Source organism: Streptomyces sp. NPDC054842 (assembly GCF_053611025.1).
The window spans coordinates 113,214-130,058 of sequence record NZ_JBSGZN010000011.1 but is presented as its reverse complement, the minus strand read 5'-3'; the positions used below and the strand labels follow the sequence as shown (position 1 = coordinate 130,058).

Here is a 16,845-nt window from a genome sequence, read left to right as displayed (position 1 = left end):
CGTATCGTCGGAAGCGCATCCCGTCGGCGAGCGATGCCGAGCAGCGCCGGCGGACGAATGGGAGGAGCCACCGTGACGCAGCAGGTCCCGTCGACCGAGCCCGAGCTGGCCGGAGTGCGCAACTTCCGTGACGTGGGCGGCCTGCCCACCACGGACGGCCGGCGAGTGCGGCATGGACGGCTGTTCCGCAGCGGCCACCTCGCGCACGCGACGGGTGAGGACACCGCGTTCCTCACCTCGCTCGGCCTGCACACGATCTTCGACTTCCGCAACGCGGCCGACCAGAGGCTGGAGGGCCCGGACGTCGAGCTGCCGGGCGTGCGGAACGTGAACCTCCCGCTGACGGACCCGGCGGACGGGGCCGAGTTCTGGAAGATGGTCCGGGACGGCGACCTGGACCAGCTGCGGGCGATCCTCTCCGACGGCAAGGCCGCGAACCGGATGATCGGCTCCTACCGCATCATCATCAGGGACCGCACCGCCGAGCACTCCCAGGTGCTGCACGCGCTGGCCGAGGACAGCGTGCCCGCCCTGATGCACTGCGCGGCGGGCAAGGACCGCGCGGGCCTGTCGATAGCCGTGACGCTCCTGGCGCTGGGCGTGGAGCGCGACGCGATCCTCGCGGACTACCTGGAGTCGAACGCGACGCACCGCCGCTACAAGGTGCACCGCAGCAGCTCCGCCGCCTCCGCCTACTCCCCCGAGGTCATGGAGCTGCTGAGCCCCCTCTTCGACGCGCGCGCCGAGTACCTGACGGCGGCCTTCGAGACGATCGAGGAGACCTGGGGCGGGGTCGACCCCTACCTGGAGAAGGGCCTGGGGGTCACCCCGGAGCTGCGCGAGCGGCTGCGGGACCGCCTCCTCGACTGAGGGCCCCGGCCCGGACACGGGCCGGCCCGGCCGGCTACTGGTTCTGCGCGCCCAGGGTGAACAGCAGGTAGATGAAGGCCGCGAAGAGGTGGCCCACGGCGACGTAGATGATGAGCCGCACCCACAGCGCGCGCGGGAACTTCTCCTCCATCGACCGCCGCCTGCCGGGCTCGGTGGGCTCGCTGTGCTCGGTCATGGGGTCTCTCCTGGTGTCGGGTGGCCCGTGACCGGACCGAGGCAGAGCGCGGTGGCCGGGCTCTGCAGCAGCGTGTGGACGAAGAGCAGCTCGGCCCCGCCGCGATCGGCGGCGGCGAGACGGTGCGGGGTCAGTGAGTCGAAGTGCGCGCTGTCGCCCGGCGCGAGCACGTGCGCGGTGTCCCCGAGGCGCAGTCGCAGCCGCCCGGTGAGGACGTACAGCCACTCCTCGCCGGGGTGGACGCGCACGATGTCGCCCTGCGCCCCGTGCGGGACGTGCACGCGCAGCGCCTGCATCCCGTGGCCGGGGGCGCCCGCCTGCCAGTAGGTCCAGCCGCCCGCCGTGCTGGGTTCCACGTCGGCGGCGCGCGTCACGGCGTCCCGTTCGGCGACCGTCTCGCCGAGGAGTTCGGAGACCGTCGTACCGTAGACACGGGCGAGGGCGAGCAGCATCGGCAGCGAGGGCTGGCGCTGCCCGGTCTCCAGCCGGGACAGATGGGCGGGCGAGAGTCCGGCGGCGCGTGACGCCGCCTCCAGCGTGAGGTCGGCGCGACGGCGCAGGGCGCGGAGCTGCGGTGCGACGGCGGGCAGCTCGTCGGCCGGGCGTTCCGGGTTCGTGTCCGCGGCGGGGCTCATACCGTCCATTGAGCCGCACCTTTGCCTCTGAGGCAACTTTGTTGCCCCAGAGGCAAAAAACGTCAGCGGTTGGCGACCGCCTGCTTCACCAGGGTCCTGCCGAAGTCCCACATCAGGCCGCCCCCGCTGTGCGCGTCGTCCATCACGGCGGTGAAGGCCTCCACGAACCGGTCCACGTCCTGTTCCCCGATGGTCAGCGGCGGGATCAGCTTGATCACTTCCAGGTGGTCCCCGGAGACCTGGGTCAGGATGCGGTGCCGTTGCAGCAGCGGTACGACGACCATCTGCGCGAACAGCCCCTTGCGCGCCGCCTGGAGCATCGTCCACCGGCCGCGCAGCTTGAGCGACCGGGGCCGCCCGAACTCGATCCCGATCATCAGGCCCCGCCCGCGCACGTCGCTCAGCAGCTCGTACGTGTCGATGAGCGCGGTGAGCCGGGACTTCAACAGCTCACCGGTGGCCCGGGCGTTGGCGACGACCTGCTCGTTCTCCAGCACGGACAGCACGGCCAGACCGGCGGCCATCGCCTGGGCGTTGGAGCCGAAGCTCGCCGAGTGGACGAGCACGCGGTCCATCGACGAGTAGACCTTCTTGAAGATCCAGTCCTTGCCGAGCGTGGCGCCGACCGGCACGTACCCGCCCGACAGCGCCTTCGCCACACACACGAGATCCGGCTCCACGCCGTCCTCGTGCTGGTAGGCGTAGAAGTCGCCGGTCCGGCCGAGGCCGGTCTGCACCTCGTCGGCGATGAGCAGGGCCTTGTGCCGGCGCAGCAGCTCCTGGGCGCCGCGCAGAAATCCGGGCGGGGCCTCCAGCACACCCTTGCCCTGGATGGGTTCGACGATCAGGGCGGCCACGTCGCCCTTCTTCAACTCCCGTGCCAGCGCGTCGAGATCGCCCAGCGGGACGGCCGTGTCGGGCAGCAGCGGGGCGAAGCCGTCGCGGAAGCCGTCCTCGCCGTTCACGGACAGCGAGCCGGTGGTCAGCCCGTGGAAGGCGTGCGAGCAGTAGAGGACACGCGGCTTCCCGGTCGCGTAGCGGGCGAACTTGAGCGCGGTCTCGACGGCCTCGGTCCCGCTGTTGCCGAAGAACACCCGGTCCAGGTGCGGGCTGTGGGTGAGCAGCTTCTCCGCGAGCAGTCCCGGAAGCGGCTGGCAGTCGAAGCGGGTGAGGTCGGCGAGCGAGGCGTCGAGGACGTCGTGCAGCGCCTTGCGGACGACCGGGTGGTGGCGGCCGAGGCCCATCACCCCGAACCCGGCGAGCATGTCCAGGTAGTCGTTGCCGTCCGCGTCCCAGAAGTGGGCGCCCTCGGCCCGCTCGTAGACCTTGTCGAAGCCGATGGTGTGGAGCATGCGCGGGAGCTGGTGGTTCAGATGCCTGGTGTGCAGCTCGTAGCGCTCGCCGCCGCGCTCGGCCAGCAGCGCCCCGAGGTCGAACTCGGTGTTCCCGGCACCGGGCGGCCCGGACAGTGCCTTGCCGGACGGGGAGTCCGCGGCGAGCGGCTCGCCGGCTACGGGCTCCTCCGAGGGAGCCGTCCCTGAGGGGATGGTCATTCCTGTCTCTCCTTGGCGAACTGGTCCTTCGCCGCCAGACCGGCGCTGATCCGCCCGGCGATCTCGACGGGCGTGAGGCCGATGTCCGCGAGCACCTCGCCGCGCTTGGCGTGCGCGAGGAACTGCTCCGGAATGCCGAACCTCCTTACGGGTACGTCGACTTCCGCGTCGCCGAGCGCGAGGGCCACGGCACCGCCCACCCCGGACGCCCTGCTGTTGTCCTCGACGACGGCGACGAGGCGGTGGTCCGCCGCGAGGCCGGGCAGCGCGGGGTCGACCGGCTTGACCCAGCGCGGGTCGACGACGGTGCAGCCGGTCCCGCGGGCCTCCAGCAGCTCGGCGGCCTGGAGGCACACGGGCGCCATCACGCCGACGGCGACGAGGAGCACCTCGGGTCTCTCGGCGCGGTGCAGGACGTCCATGCCGCCGACCCGGCCGACCGCCGGGACGGCGGGGCCGACCGACTCCTTCGGGAAGCGGACCAGCGTCGGGGCGTCGTCGACGGCGACGGCCTCGCGCAGCTGGGCCCGCAGCTGGTCGGCGTCGCGCGGCGCGGCGATCCTGAGACCGGGCACGACCTGGAGGATCGACATGTCCCACATGCCGTTGTGCGACGCGCCGTCCACTCCCGTGACGCCGGCCCGGTCCAGCACGAACGTCACACCGCACCGGTGCAGGGCCACGTCCATCAGCAGCTGGTCGAAGGCCCGGTTGAGGAAGGTCGCGTAGACCGCGACGACGGGGTGCAGACCGCCGGTGGCCAGCCCGGCCGCGGACACCGCCGCGTGCTGCTCGGCGATGCCGACGTCCCACACCCGGTCGGGGAACCGCTCCGCGAACCGGCCGAGCCCCACCGGGTGCAGCATGGCCGCCGTGATCGCCACGACGTCCTCGCGCTCCTCCCCGATACGGACGATCTCGTCACCGAACACCGAGGTCCAGGACGGACCGTTGGAGGGCGCCAGGGACTCGCAGGTCAGCGGGTCCATCACCCCGACCGTGTGGAAACGGTCCTCCTCGTGCGCGAGCGCGGGCTCGAAGCCGCGGCCCTTCTCGGTGAGGCAGTGCACGAGGACCGGTCCGTGGAAGCCCTTCGCGCGCCGCAGCGCCGACTCCACGGCCGCCGTGTCGTGCCCGTCGATCGGCCCCAGGTACTTGAGCCCGAGGTCCTCGAACATGCCCTGCGGCGCGAAGGCGTCCTTGAACCCCTTCTTCGCACCGTGCAGCGACTCGTACAGGGTGCTCCCGACGACCGGCGTGCGCAGCAGTACGTCCTTGCCCCAGGCCAGCGCCTTCTCGTAGCCGTCGGTCGTCCGCAGCGTCGCGAGGTGGTTGGCGAGTCCGCCGATGGTCGGGGCGTACGAGCGCTCGTTGTCGTTGACGACGATGATCAGCGGCCGGTCCCGGGCGGCGGCGATGTTGTTCAGCGCCTCCCACGCCATGCCGCCGGTCAGGGCACCGTCCCCGATGACCGCGACGACGTGCCCCTCCTCGCCCCGCACCTGCCGCGCCTTGGCGAGCCCGTCGGCCCAGCCGAGGACCGTCGAGGCGTGGCTGTTCTCGATGACGTCGTGCTCGGACTCCTCGCGTGAGGGGTAGCCGGAGAGGCCGCCCTTGCCGCGCAGCTTGGAGAAGTCCTGGCGGCCGGTGAGCAGCTTGTGCACGTAGCTCTGGTGGCCGGTGTCCCACAGGATGCGGTCGACGGGCGAGTCGAAGACCCGGTGGAGGGCGACCGTCAGTTCGACCACGCCCAGGTTGGGCCCGAGGTGACCGCCGGTCCTCGCGACCGCGTGCACCAGGAACTCGCGTATCTCCGTGGCCAGTTCGCCGGTCTGCGCCTCGGACAGCGCCTTCAGGTCGCGTGGTCCCCGGATGTTCTCCAGCAGTGTCACGCTCGGGCCCCCTCTCGGTCCATGCGTTTCCTCAGATCACCGTCACCGCGGGTGTTCCCGTGACGGCGGGGGCGCCCGACGCGACGCCGTCCTGCTGCTCCATCTGCTCGGCGAGCTTCATGGCCTCTTCGATGAGGGTCTCGACGATCTTCGACTCGGGCACGGTCTTGATGACCTCGCCCTTGACGAAGATCTGCCCCTTGCCGTTGCCCGAGGCGACACCGAGGTCGGCCTCGCGGGCCTCGCCGGGACCGTTCACGACACAGCCCATGACGGCGACGCGCAGCGGGACCTCCATCCCCTCCAGGCCCGCCGTGACCTCCTCGGCCAGCTTGTACACGTCGACCTGCGCACGCCCGCACGACGGACACGAGACGATCTCCAGCCCGCGCTGCCTGAGGTTGAGCGACTCCAGGATCTGGATGCCGACCTTGACCTCCTCCGCCGGCGGGGCCGACAGCGACACACGGATCGTGTCACCGATGCCCTCGGACAGCAGCGCCCCGAACGCGACCGCCGACTTGATGGTCCCCTGGAACGCCGGACCCGCCTCGGTCACACCGAGGTGCAGCGGGTAGTCGCAGGCAGCGGCGAGCTGCCGGTAGGCGTTGACCATCACGACCGGGTCGTTGTGCTTGACCGAGATCTTGATGTCGCGGAAGTCGTGCTCCTCGAACAGCGACGCCTCCCACAGCGCCGACTCCACCAGCGCCTCGGGCGTCGCCTTGCCGTACTTCTGCAACAGCCGCCTGTCGAGCGAACCCGCGTTCACCCCGATCCGGATCGGGGTGCCGGTGTCCTTCGCGGCCCGCGCGATCTCCTTGACCTGGTCGTCGAACTGCTTGATGTTGCCCGGGTTCACCCGCACCGCCGCACACCCGGCGTCGATCGCCGCGAACACGTACTTCGGCTGGAAGTGGATGTCCGCGATCACCGGGATCTGCGACTTGCGGGCGATCGTCGCCAGCGCGTCCGCGTCGTCCTGCGTGGGACACGCCACCCGCACGATCTGACAGCCCGACGCGGTCAGCTCCGCGATCTGCTGCAGCGTGGCACCGATGTCCGACGTACGCGTCGTCGTCATCGACTGCACCGACACGGGTGCGTCTCCGCCCACGGCCACGGTTCCGACCTGGATCCGCCGTGACACACGGCGTTCCGCGATCGGCCGGACCGGCACCTCGGGCAGGCCCAGGGAGACGGCGGTCATGACCTCACCCGCGGCTTTCCGTGAAGGTCTCGCGGGCCGCCCGGATGGACTCCTTGAGCGATCCCATGGTGGCGAGGACGGCGGTGGGCTCGTAGCCGCAGTGCGCCATGCAGTTGGCGCAGCGGTCGTCCTTGCCGCGGCCGTAGGAGTCCCAGTCGGTCTCCTCCAGCAGCTGCTTGTACGTCGGCACGTACCCGTCGCTCATCAGGTAGCAGGGCCGCTGCCAGCCGAAGAGCGAGTAGCTCGGGATCGCCCATGCGGTGCACGGGAAGTCGACCTTGCCCTCCAGGAAGTCCAGGAAGAGCGGGCTCTGGTTGAGCCGCCAGCGGCGCCGGTTGCCGCCCGCGAAGGCCTTCTTGAACAGCTCCCGGGTCTGCTGGACGCCGAGGAAGTGCTCCTGGTCGGGGGCCTTCTCGTAGGCGTAGGCGGGCGAGAGCATCATCTCGTCCACCTTCAGGTCGTCGTTGAGGAAGTTCAGCACCTCGACGATCGTCTGCGGGGTGTCCGTGTTGAAGAAGGTCGAGTTGGTGGTGACGCGGAAGCCGCGGCGCTTGGCCTCCTTGATCGCCTCGACCGCCTCGTCGAAGACACCCTCCTTCGCCACCGACGCGTCGTGCCGCTCGCGCAGCCCGTCGATGTGCACCGCCCAGGCGAAATAGGGCGAGGGCGTGAACTTGTCCATCTTCTTGCGCAGGAGCATCGCGTTGGTGCAGAGGAAGACGAACTTCTTCTTGGCCACCAACTGCCGCACGATCTCGTCGATCTGCGGGTGCATGAGCGGCTCGCCGCCGGCGATGGAGACCATCGGCGCGCCCGACTCCAGGACCGCGCCCACGGCCTGGGCCACGGGCATGCGCTGCTTCAGCACACCGGCCGGATGCTGGATCTTGCCGCAGCCCTCGCAGGCGAGATTGCAGGCGAAAAGCGGTTCCAACTCGACAAGGAGCGCGAATTTGTCCCGCTTCCTGAGCTTCTGTTCAAAGAGATATGCGGCGACCTTCATGGACTGACGAAGCGGCATGGCCATCTGGCTCTACCTCCGAGGGAGCAGCAAAGAACGGTGCCATTCGAAAAAAGCGGGAAGTACCGAACGAAGAACGCGGAATGCCGATATTCCACCGCGCACCGTGCCGATACGGACCAGTTCATGTTCTGGAGCGTCCACGACCACCCGGACGGCCGCAACCGGGCGCGCGCCCGCCCGCACGGCGCTGTGGAGCGTGGCCGCGGATTCCATGTCGACCGCGATCGCGCCGGTCTCCAGCAGCGCCGACCGTTCGGGACCGCGGACCACGTGGTCGGACCCGGTGAGCGGACCCCGGTGGACGGTGCGGCCCGGCAGGGCGCGCGCCAGTTCCCGGACGAGCAGATCGGTGCCCACGCACGGTGTGGTTCCGCGCGGGTCCCGGGTCTCCTCGGCGACGACCAGGTCACCGGGGTGCATACCGGGGGCGAGACCGGCACAGAACCCGGTGGCCAGGACGGCCGCGTCGTGCAGCGCCGGGTCGGCGAGCACCCTGGCGACCGCGCGCTCGGCGGCCGGCGGTCCCATGCCGGTACGCAGCACGGTGACGGATCCGTCGGCGCCGCCCCGCTCACCGCTGCGCAGCGCGAGGTGCTCGATGCCGAGCGCGCAGGCGATCAGCAGCGGGGCGGGAAGGGGTGCGGCGCTCATCCACCCCCCTTGGTGTTGGCGAACGGCTCGCCGTGCACGTACCGGCCGAGCGCGGTGAGGGGGAAGACCTGCCGGTAGAGGTGGTAGTTGATCGAGAAGTCCCAGGGGAAGCCGGTGCCGGTGAAGTACGGCTCGTCCCAGGAGCCGTCCTCCCGCTGGGTCCGCGCGAGCCACTCGACGGCCCGCTCGACGGCCAGGGAATCCCGCTCTCCCGCCGCGAGGAGCGCGAGCAGCGCCCACCCGGTCTGGGAGGCGGTCGAGGCGCCGCGTCCGCTCCATTCGGCGGCGTCGTGGTAGGAGCGCAGGTCCTCGCCCCAGCCGCCGTCGTCGTTCTGGACGGTCTCCAGCCAGGCCACGGCGCGGCGGATCGCCGGGTGCGAGGCGGGCAGTCCGGCCGCGACGAGCGCCGGCACCACCGATCCCGTGCCGTAGATGTAGTTGACGCCCCAGCGGCCGAACCAGGCGCCGTTCGCCTCCTGTTCGGCGAGCAGCCACTCGATGCCGCGGCGGGTGCGCGGATCGTGCGAGAGCCCCTCCACGGCGAGCATCTCCACGACGTGCGCGGTGACGTCCGCGGACGGCGGGTCGATCACCTCGCCGAAGTCGCAGAACGGCAGCCGGTTGGGGAAGGGGCTGGTGTTGTCGACGTCGAAGGCGCCCCAGGCGCCGTTCCTCGACTGCATGCCGAGGGTCCAGCGCACCCCGCGTCCGATCGCCTTCTCGATCCGCTCCGGGTCGTGGTGCCTGACCCGGCGCAGGGCAAGGGCCACCTCCGCGGTGTCGTCGATGTCGGGGTAGTTGTCGTTGTGGAACTCGAACGCCCAGCCGCCCGGGGGCAGATGAGGCCGCTTCACGGACCAGTCGCCGGGCCGGACGATCTCCTCGCCGAGCATCCAGTCGGCGGCCTTGACGAGCTGCGGGTGGTCGGCGGGCACACCCGCGTCGGCGAGTGCGATGGTCGCCAGACAGGTGTCCCACACCGGTGACTGGCAGGCCTCGATCATCCGGGCGCCGTCCTCGCGCCAGACCGTGAAACGGTCCAGCGACTCGAGGCCCGCCCGCGTGACCGGGTGTTCGAGGTCGTAGCCGAGGAGGTGGAGGGCGATGATCGAGTACACGGCGGGCGGCTGGATGCCTCCCCAGCAGCCGTCGTTCTCCTGCCGCTCGATGATCCAGCGCGCGGCCGTGTTCATCGCGGCCTTGCGCAGCCGGCGGGGAGCGACCTTGCGGTAGAGGTGCAGGGCCCGGTCGAGGCGCTGGAACGCGCCGTCCCAACTGGCCACCGGAGCGAAGGGGTTGACCGGGTTGGGGTTCTCGGGGTCGACGTGCAGTTCGTCGAGCGGGAACGGCGCGGGCCGCACCGGACGCTTCGCCGAGACGATGGTGAGCGGCACGATCGTCTGCCGTGCCCAGCACCCGAAGTCGTAGATGTTGAGCGGCACCCACTTCGGCAAGTAGATGAGTTCCGGCGGGAGTTCGGGCAGGTCCTCCCACTTCCACCAACCGAAGAGGGCCAGCCAGATTCGGGTGAAGACCCGGGCCGCGGCGATCCCGCCCTGCTCGCGGATCCACGCGGAGGCCCGGGCCATGTGCGGCGCGTCGGGGGCGTCCCCGGCCAGCCGCAGGGCGACGTACGCTTCGATGGTGGTGGAGAGTTCGCCGGGGCCGCCGTGGAACGTGGCCCAGGTGCCGTCCTCGCGCTGTTCACCGCGGATGAACAGGCCGGCGGCGTGTGTGGTCCGCTCGTCGCGGATCCCGAGGAACTGGCGGAGGAGCAGGTCCTCGGCGTCCATCGTGACGTTCGTCTCGAGGTCGCCCTTCCACCAGCCCTCGGCGTCCTGCCGCGACAGGAGATGGTCGGTGGCACGCTGCATCGCGCGCGCGGCGGCATCCTGGACCCCTGCCACCACCGGGGCTTCGAGCTGGGTTTCGCTGGCCGAGGCAGCGCGGGGCGGCAGGGCTCCGGTGCTTCCGTCGGTCGTCGCTGTCATGGCTTCCCCTTCGTGCAGTGGTACGACTCTGCTGTGGGTCCGCCGTCGGCCGGTGCTCCTTCTCCCGCGGCACCGGCCGGCGACTACGCGAGGCTTATTCGACCGATAGTGATCATCTCTTCCGTACGACGACGAAGTCGGCGAGCGCCACGAGCTGCGCCCGCACCCGGTCCGGCATCTGGACGGTGTCCAGGGCCTCGATGGCGATGGTGTGCTGGCGACGCGCCTCCTGGGCGGTCCACTCCCGGCCGCCGGCCTGCTCGATGAGCGCGGCGCGGGCGGCGAACTCCTCCTCGGAGAAACTGTCGAAGTCGCTGCTCTTGGCGTCGGCCGCGAGCAGCTCCCCGAGCTGCTCGGAGGCGGGGCCGCCCGCGGCGAGCGCGGCCACCACCGGCAGCGACTTCTTGCGCTGGCGCAGGTCGCTCCAGGTCTGCTTGCCGGTGGCCTCCGGGTCGCCCCAGATGCCGAGCAGGTCGTCCACGGCCTGGAAGGCGAGCCCGAGGTGGTAGCCGTACCTCTCCAGGGTGTCGGCGGTGCGGTCGTCCGCGCCGCCGAGCACCGCGCCGATGGAGCAGGCGCAGGCGAGCAGGGCGCCGGTCTTGTTGCCCTCCATCTCCAGGCACTCCTCGACGGTGACCCGCTCGCGGTGCTCGTAGGAGATGTCCTGGGCCTGACCGTCGATCAGGGCGCGGGTCGCCGAGGTCAGGCGGCGGGTGGCGCGGCCGGCCTCGACGGTGCCGAGCTCCAGCAGGATCTCGTTGGCCAGGGCGAACAGCGCGTCACCGACGAGGATGGCCTGGGCGGGGCCGTGCACCTTCCAGACGGTGTCGCGGTGCCGGCGCTGCTCGTCGCCGTCCATCAGGTCGTCGTGCAGCAGCGAGAAGTTGTGCACCAGCTCGACGGCCACCGCGCCGGGCACGCCCACCTCGGGCTCGGCTCCGGCGGCCTGGGCGGACAGCACGGCGAGGGCGGGGCGCACGGCCTTGCCGCCGTCGCCGTCGGCCGGGTTGCCCTCGGCGTCGATCCAGCCGAAGTGGTAGGCGGCGACGGTGTCCATGGGCGGTGCCAGGCGGTCGACGGCCGCGCGCAGCACGGGGGTGGCCAGGGTCCGGCCGCGCTCCAGGAGCGCGGTCACGTCCACCGGCTCAACAGCCGCTTCGGCCGGGGGCACAGTGGGCACAGTCTCTCCTCTTGTTGCGGTACCGGCGGGGGTGCGGGGGCCGGTCCCGTGCAGATCGAACATCACGCCGCCTCCTCGAAGAGTTCGAGGAGGTGGTCGCGGGGCCGGCCCAGGGCGCCCAGCGCGGCGCCCGCCGCGCCGACGCCGCTGCGGACCGCGCTCTCCATGGTCGCGGGCCACCCTGTGGCGGTCCACGCTCCGGCCAGGTAGAGGCCGGGGGCCTTGGTGCGGGCGCCGGGCCGCAGCCGCCCGACGCCGGGGGTGGGGGCGAATGTCGCGGTGCGCTCCCGGGTCACGAAGAAGTCCTTCACCACGGCGCCCCGGGTGGCGGGCAGCAGCCGCTCCAGCTCCGGCAGGTACCGCTCGCGCAGCGCGGCGACGGGCTGGTCGATCTCGTCCTGGGCGGCCGACTGCGAGAGGGCCAGGTACTGCCCGTCGACGAGCCCGGAGGCGTCGGTGCGGTCGAAGACCCACTGGACCGGGGAGCCGATCGCCGCGAAGAACGGCCGGCGCAGCACCGTGCGGTCGTAGACGACGTGGATGTTGAGGATGGGCGCGGTGCCGATGCGCAGCAGCCGCTCGGGGGCGTCGAGCGCGCCGTCGGGCAGCAGGTCGTGGGTCTCGCGCTGCGGTACGGCGAGGACGACCGCGTCGGCTTCGAGGCTCTCGCCGGGCACCTGGACGCTCCACCGCCCGTCCGCCTGCCGGGTGACGGACGTGACGCGGGTGCGGACCTCGGTGCGCACGCCGGCGGATTCGAGGGCCTTGCGGGCGAGCCGGTCGTGCAGGTCGCCCAGCGGGACGTGCGCCCAGCCGATGTCGGCGGCGCCGGGGTCGGACAGCAGACCGGTCTTGAACACCATCGCGGCGAGCCCGAGCGAGGCGTCGCCCGCCACGGCGTTCAGGGTGGCGACTCCGACCAGGTCCCAGAGGGCCTCGACGGCGCGCGGCGACTGCCCGTGCCGGGCCAGCCAGGTGCCGAAGTCCTGTGCGTCCAGGGCGGGGTCGGCCGGGTCCAGGCGCTTGAGCGCCAGCGCGGCCCGCCCGACCCTGGCCCGTTCGGCCAGCGAGAGGTGGGGGTAGGTGGCGAGGCTCCTGGCGAGGTGCAGCGGGACGGGCAGCGCCGTGCGCCCGATGCGGCCGAGCCGCCGTCCCGGCACGCCCTCGGCGTCGAGGACGGGCACGTCGAGACGTTCCTGCAGGGGGGCGAGGGCGGCCGCGTCGATGCGGTCGAGGAACCAGCGGTAGGCGGTGCAGCAGCGCAGGTACACGTGCTGGCCGTTGTCGACGGTCAGTCCGCCGCGCTGGAAGGAGAAGGCGAGCCCGCCGAGGCGGGGCCGTCCTTCGAGCAGGGTGACGCGTACGCCGGCGTCGGCGAGGGCGAGCGCGGCCGTGATGCCGGCCAGCCCGCCGCCGACCACGACGGCGCTCGCGCCCCCGGGTCGTTCCGGCGCGTCCGCGTCCGGAGCTCCGGGCCCGGTCCCTTCGGTCATCGTGCTCCCTCCCCCGCGACCGGTGCGCGGTGCTTGAACGCTGCACCGCCGGTCGTCGCAGACAGGGACGCCACGCACCCCCGGAGGGTTGCGTGCCGCTTTTCGACTGAGGAATCACCTTGGCCCAGAATGTCCATCAGGGGCGTCTCCCGACGGCACGACGGGACACATGGCGGGCGTCGAGGCCCGACAGTCCGCGTACGGCGACGTACGCCTTCTCCCGTCCCGGGAGCGAGACGCGTCCGCGCAGCACCGCCTCGGGCTCGCGCTCGATGCGGTCCAGCAGGCGGCGGTAGATGCCGGCCATGGCGGCGACACAGGCGCCGCTGCGCCGGTCCAGCATCGGCAGCAGCCGGTAGCCCTCGGCGAACAGGGCGCGGGCGCGCCGCACCTCGAAGTGCACGAGGCCCGCGAAGTCGGAACCCGGCGGTGGCGTCGGCCCGCTGAACCCGGCCGAGCAGCCGAACTTCGCCAGGTCGTCCGACGGCAGGTAGGTCCGCCCTCCCTCGGCGTCCTCGCGCACGTCCCGCAGGATGTTGGTGAGCTGCAGCGCGAGCCCCAGGGTGTCCGCGTACTCGGAGGCACGCTCGGAGCCGCGCGCCCCCGGCTCCGTGCCGAACACGCCGAGCGACAGCCGGCCGATCGCCCCGGCCACGCAGCGGCAGTAGACCTTGAGGTCGTCCCAGGTCTCGTACGTCTCGCCGCGTACGTCCATCAGGACGCCGTCGATGAGTTCGTCGAGGCCGCCGAGCGGCACCGGGAAGTGCCGGGCGGTGTCGCTGAGGGCGACGGCCACCGGGTCGGTGTCGTCCTCGTCCACCGCCCCCTCGCGCACCCGGGTGAGCAGCGCCCTGGTGTCCTCGAGCCGGGCAGCCTTGACGTCCGGCGGCAGCGTGCCGTCGCCGATGTCGTCGACACGCCGCGAGAACGCGTAGAGCGCCGACATCGCGCGGCGCTTCGGCGTCGGCAGCAGCCTGATGCCGTACGCGAAATTGCGGGCCTGCTGTCCGGTCACTGTCTCGCAGTAGCTGTAAGCGGCGAGTACCGGTGCGGACGCGTGTGGTTCCGACTCCACGCTCCGGATCACCCCTCTCCTCGCAGAGTCACTCCCACCTCGCGCAGCAACTGGAGCTTGCCGGGCTTGGGCGGGCCGGGAAGTACGTCGTATTCGGCGGCGGCGATCGCTCGGACCGCCGCCCTTCCCCCCGCAACGAACCCCGCGAGCAGCAGCCTCAGCCTGCCGTGGACGCTACCCACGAGGGGGGTGCCTTCATTCAGGAGGTGCAGGGCGCGTTCTGCTTCGTATGCAACCAGTGCGCGCACCGATGCGCCTGCTGTGGGCGCGGCGAGATCCGCCTCCTGGACATGGAAACGCTTCATGTCCTCGGCGGGCAGGTAGACGCGGTCGCGGCCCAGGTCCTCCGCGACGTCCTGGAGGTGCTCGACGATCTGCAGCGCCGTGCAGACGGCGTCGGAGAGGCGGACGCGCTCGGGGGTCGAGGTGCCGGTGACGGAGAGGACGAGGCGGCCGACCGGGTTGGCCGACAGCTCGCAGTAGGCGAGCAGGTCGTCGTAGGTCTCGTACCGTTTGACCTGCTGGTCCTGGCGGTTGGCGGCGATGAGGCCGAGGAAGGGTCCGGGGGTGAGACCGGTGCGCCGGACGGTGGGCTGCAGGCGTCGCATCAGGGGGTGGCGGGGCGTCCCGTCGAAGACGCGGTGGAGGTCGTCCTGGAAGGCGTCCAGCAGGAGCAGCCGGTCCTCGGCCTCCTGCGCGCCGACCCCGAGCAGGCGGGCGTCGGCACCGCCGGGGGCGAGGTCGCCGTCTCCGATGTCGTCCACCAGACGGGCGAAGCCGTACACGGCCATCAGGTCGTCGCGCCAGGCCCTCGGCAGGAAGAAGGGGGCGACGGGGAAGTTCTCGTCGGCGGCCTTGTCGAGCGTGCCGCGCTCCGGACGGCCGGCCTGCGCCGCCCCGGCTTCGGTCACCGCTCGCCACCCGGCACACGGACGGCACGAGCCTCGCGGAGCCGGAGCGTTTCCGTAGCCATTGCCGTCACATCTCCCGTTCTACACTGCCGACCCATAACATCCCATTTCGGACACGCCGCCCGGCGGGCGCGCAGTCCCCCGTGTCGGTGTCGCGCAGTATCGCCCTACTTGCCGCGAATCAGCACCGGTACAGCTTACGTTGTACAACGCGGTGTGCCTCGCCGGGGTGTCCTGCACATCACAACAACACACCGATTGGCGCCAAGCTTCCTGATAACAACCAGAGTTGGTCCGCTCTTTGCACTGCGGATCCCCTCCGGCGCGCGCTCCTGCCCGTCAGGACACCGCCCGCGCCCCTCCGGTTGCACGACCGAACCCCGCCGGGGCGTCCCCGGCGGGGTTCGGTCGTGTGCGGGTGAGAAGAGGAAGGACTACTTCCCGGTGAACTTCTCGTACTCCTTCAGGACCTCTTCGGTCGGCCCGTCCATGCGCAGCTCGCCGCGCTCCAGCCACAGCACGCGGTCGCAGGTGTCGCGGATCGACTTGTTGTTGTGGCTGACCAGGAACACCGTGCCCGCGTGCTTGCGGAGCTCCCGGATGCGCGCCTCGGAGCGCTTCTGGAACTTGCGGTCACCGGTGGCCAGCGCCTCGTCGATCATCAGGACGTCGTGGTCCTTCGCCGCGGCGATGGAGAACCGCAGCCGCGCCGCCATGCCGGAGGAGTACGTGCGCATCGGCAGCGTGATGAAGTCGCCCTTCTCGTTGATGCCCGAGAAGTCGACGATCTCCTGGTAGCGCTCGCGGATCTGCTCGCGGGACATGCCCATCGCCAGGCCGCCCAGGATCACGTTCCGCTCGCCGGTGAGGTCGTTCATCAGGGCCGCGTTCACCCCGAGCAGCGAGGGCTGGCCGTCGGTGAAGACCTTGCCCTTCTCTGCGGGCAGCAGGCCGGCGATGGCGCGCAGCAGGGTCGACTTGCCCGAGCCGTTGGAGCCGATCAGGCCGATGGCCTCACCGCGGTACGCCGTGAAGGAGACGCCGCGCACGGCGTGCACCTTGCGCACCCCGCGCTCCTCGCCGCGCTTGATGATGCGGCTGAGCGCGGCCGTGGCACTGCCCTTGCCGGTCTTGGCGCCGTTCACCCGGTAGACGATGTGCAGCTCGTCCGCGATGACGGTGGGGATGTGGGAGTCGGTGCGCTGCTCAGCCACGGCCGTACCTCTCTTCCGCCTTCCAGAAGTACACGAACCCGCCGAGGGCCACGAGGACCGCCCAGCCGCCGGCGACCGCCCAGACGTGCGGAGGCAGGTTCTCGGAGCCGTAGCCGTCGATCAGCGCGAAGCGCATCAGGTCCATGTAGATGGCGGCCGGGTTCCACTGGAGGACGTCCGCGATCCACGCCGGCTTGTCCTCCAGCATCACCGGGATGGAGAACATGACGCCGGACGCGTACATCCACGTCCGCATCACGAACGGCATGAGCTGCGCGAGGTCCGGGGTCTTGGCGCCCATCCTCGCCATGATCATGGCGAGACCGGTGTTGAAGAGGAACTGCAGCGCGAGGACCGGGACGATCAGCACCCACGACAGCTGCGGGTAGCTGCCGAACCCGATGGCCACCAGGAACAGCACGATCATCGAGAACAGCAGCTGCTGGAGCTGCTGGAGCGAGAACGAGACGGGCAGCGCGGCCCGCGGGAAGTGCAGGGCCCGCACCAGGCCGAGGTTCCCGGAGATGGCGCGGACACCGGCCATCACCGAGCTCTGGGTGAAGGTGAAGACGAAGACACCGGTCACCAGGAACGGGATGTACACCTCGCGGGAGAACCCGCGGTCGGCCTCCAGGATCAGACCGAAGATCAGGAAGTACACGAGCGCGTTCAGCAGCGGGGTCGCCACCTGCCACAGCTGGCCGAGCTTGGCCTGGCTGTACTGGGCGGTGAGCTTCGCCTGCGAGAAGGCGAGGATGAAGTGACGGCGTCCCCAGAGCTGGCGGACGTACTCGACGAGTCCGGGCCGGGCACCGCTCACCGCGAGCCCGTACTTGGAGGCCAGCTCGCCCGCGGTAAGCCCGTCGTCGGGCGACGGCCGGTCGCTCACCGCGACTGGGCCGTCATGCGTTGTCTCACTCACAAGTGGAAACTTTCGTCCTCAAAAGTTC

General features: G+C 71.2%; 16 protein-coding genes. 1 reads left to right on the top strand and 15 read right to left on the bottom strand.

Going from position 1 to position 16,845, the window contains the following annotated elements; genetic code table 11:
- Positions 1-72 precede the first annotated feature (72 nt).
- The gene (locus tag ACWGIS_RS11455; RefSeq protein WP_453362169.1) at positions 73-870 is read left to right on the top strand and encodes a tyrosine-protein phosphatase; all 798 of its coding nucleotides are present in this window, start codon (positions 73-75) and stop codon (positions 868-870) included.
- 34 nt (positions 871-904) lie between these two features.
- On the opposite strand, the gene ACWGIS_RS11450 is transcribed toward ACWGIS_RS11455, so the two are convergent.
- The 15 genes from ACWGIS_RS11450 to ACWGIS_RS11380 all read right to left on the bottom strand — a co-directional run bounded on the left by ACWGIS_RS11450 (position 905) and on the right by ACWGIS_RS11380 (position 16,817).
- On the bottom strand, positions 905-1,021 hold the full coding sequence (locus tag ACWGIS_RS11450; RefSeq protein WP_356166334.1) for a DUF6126 family protein: 117 nt from the start codon (positions 1,019-1,021) through the stop codon (positions 905-907).
- A gap of 41 nt (positions 1,022-1,062) precedes the next feature.
- Positions 1,063-1,701, bottom strand: coding sequence for a helix-turn-helix domain-containing protein (locus ACWGIS_RS11445; RefSeq protein WP_453362221.1), 639 nt, complete (start codon positions 1,699-1,701; stop codon positions 1,063-1,065).
- A 62-nt stretch (positions 1,702-1,763) separates the two neighbouring features.
- Positions 1,764-3,254 (bottom strand): aspartate aminotransferase family protein, encoded by a 1,491-nt coding sequence (locus ACWGIS_RS11440; protein ID WP_453362168.1) that lies wholly within the window; start codon positions 3,252-3,254, stop codon positions 1,764-1,766.
- Positions 3,251-5,146: a 1-deoxy-D-xylulose-5-phosphate synthase gene (gene dxs, locus ACWGIS_RS11435; protein ID WP_453362167.1), complete on the bottom strand. Its 1,896-nt coding sequence runs from the start codon at positions 5,144-5,146 to the stop codon at positions 3,251-3,253. Before dxs ends, ACWGIS_RS11440 begins: the two co-directional genes overlap by 4 nt.
- 31 nt (positions 5,147-5,177) lie before the next feature.
- Positions 5,178-6,356, bottom strand: coding sequence for a flavodoxin-dependent (E)-4-hydroxy-3-methylbut-2-enyl-diphosphate synthase (gene ispG / locus ACWGIS_RS11430; protein ID WP_453362166.1), 1,179 nt, complete (start codon positions 6,354-6,356; stop codon positions 5,178-5,180).
- Between the two features lie 4 nt (positions 6,357-6,360).
- Complete coding sequence (gene hpnH, locus ACWGIS_RS11425) at positions 6,361-7,383, bottom strand: adenosyl-hopene transferase HpnH (protein WP_356166122.1); 1,023 nt, start codon at positions 7,381-7,383, stop codon at positions 6,361-6,363.
- A gap of 6 nt (positions 7,384-7,389) precedes the next feature.
- Positions 7,390-8,031 (bottom strand): phosphorylase family protein, encoded by a 642-nt coding sequence (locus ACWGIS_RS11420; protein ID WP_453362165.1) that lies wholly within the window; start codon positions 8,029-8,031, stop codon positions 7,390-7,392.
- Positions 8,028-10,022 (bottom strand): squalene--hopene cyclase, encoded by a 1,995-nt coding sequence (gene shc / locus ACWGIS_RS11415; protein ID WP_453362164.1) that lies wholly within the window; start codon positions 10,020-10,022, stop codon positions 8,028-8,030. Before shc ends, ACWGIS_RS11420 begins: the two co-directional genes overlap by 4 nt.
- Before the next feature lie 112 nt (positions 10,023-10,134).
- Positions 10,135-11,265 (bottom strand): polyprenyl synthetase family protein, encoded by a 1,131-nt coding sequence (locus ACWGIS_RS11410; protein WP_453362163.1) that lies wholly within the window; start codon positions 11,263-11,265, stop codon positions 10,135-10,137.
- The gene (hpnE, locus tag ACWGIS_RS11405) at positions 11,265-12,695 is read right to left on the bottom strand and encodes a hydroxysqualene dehydroxylase HpnE (RefSeq protein ID WP_453362162.1); all 1,431 of its coding nucleotides are present in this window, start codon (positions 12,693-12,695) and stop codon (positions 11,265-11,267) included. Before hpnE ends, ACWGIS_RS11410 begins: the two co-directional genes overlap by 1 nt.
- Entirely contained in the window at positions 12,692-12,832 is a 141-nt protein-coding gene (locus ACWGIS_RS11400; RefSeq protein WP_453362161.1) for a DUF6380 family protein, read from the bottom strand. Before ACWGIS_RS11400 ends, hpnE begins: the two co-directional genes overlap by 4 nt.
- Positions 12,832-13,782 (bottom strand): presqualene diphosphate synthase HpnD, encoded by a 951-nt coding sequence (hpnD, locus tag ACWGIS_RS11395; protein ID WP_453362160.1) that lies wholly within the window; start codon positions 13,780-13,782, stop codon positions 12,832-12,834. Before hpnD ends, ACWGIS_RS11400 begins: the two co-directional genes overlap by 1 nt.
- Positions 13,779-14,681: a squalene synthase HpnC gene (hpnC, locus tag ACWGIS_RS11390; RefSeq protein WP_453362159.1), complete on the bottom strand. Its 903-nt coding sequence runs from the start codon at positions 14,679-14,681 to the stop codon at positions 13,779-13,781. The genes hpnD and hpnC overlap by 4 nt, the downstream gene beginning before the upstream one ends.
- A gap of 434 nt (positions 14,682-15,115) precedes the next feature.
- Positions 15,116-15,895: an ABC transporter ATP-binding protein gene (locus tag ACWGIS_RS11385; RefSeq protein ID WP_453362158.1), complete on the bottom strand. Its 780-nt coding sequence runs from the start codon at positions 15,893-15,895 to the stop codon at positions 15,116-15,118.
- Positions 15,888-16,817 carry an ABC transporter permease gene (locus ACWGIS_RS11380; RefSeq protein ID WP_453362157.1) on the bottom strand — a complete coding sequence of 310 codons (930 nt, stop codon included), beginning with the start codon at positions 16,815-16,817 and terminating at the stop codon, positions 15,888-15,890. Before ACWGIS_RS11380 ends, ACWGIS_RS11385 begins: the two co-directional genes overlap by 8 nt.
- Positions 16,818-16,845: the final 28 nt, after the last annotated feature.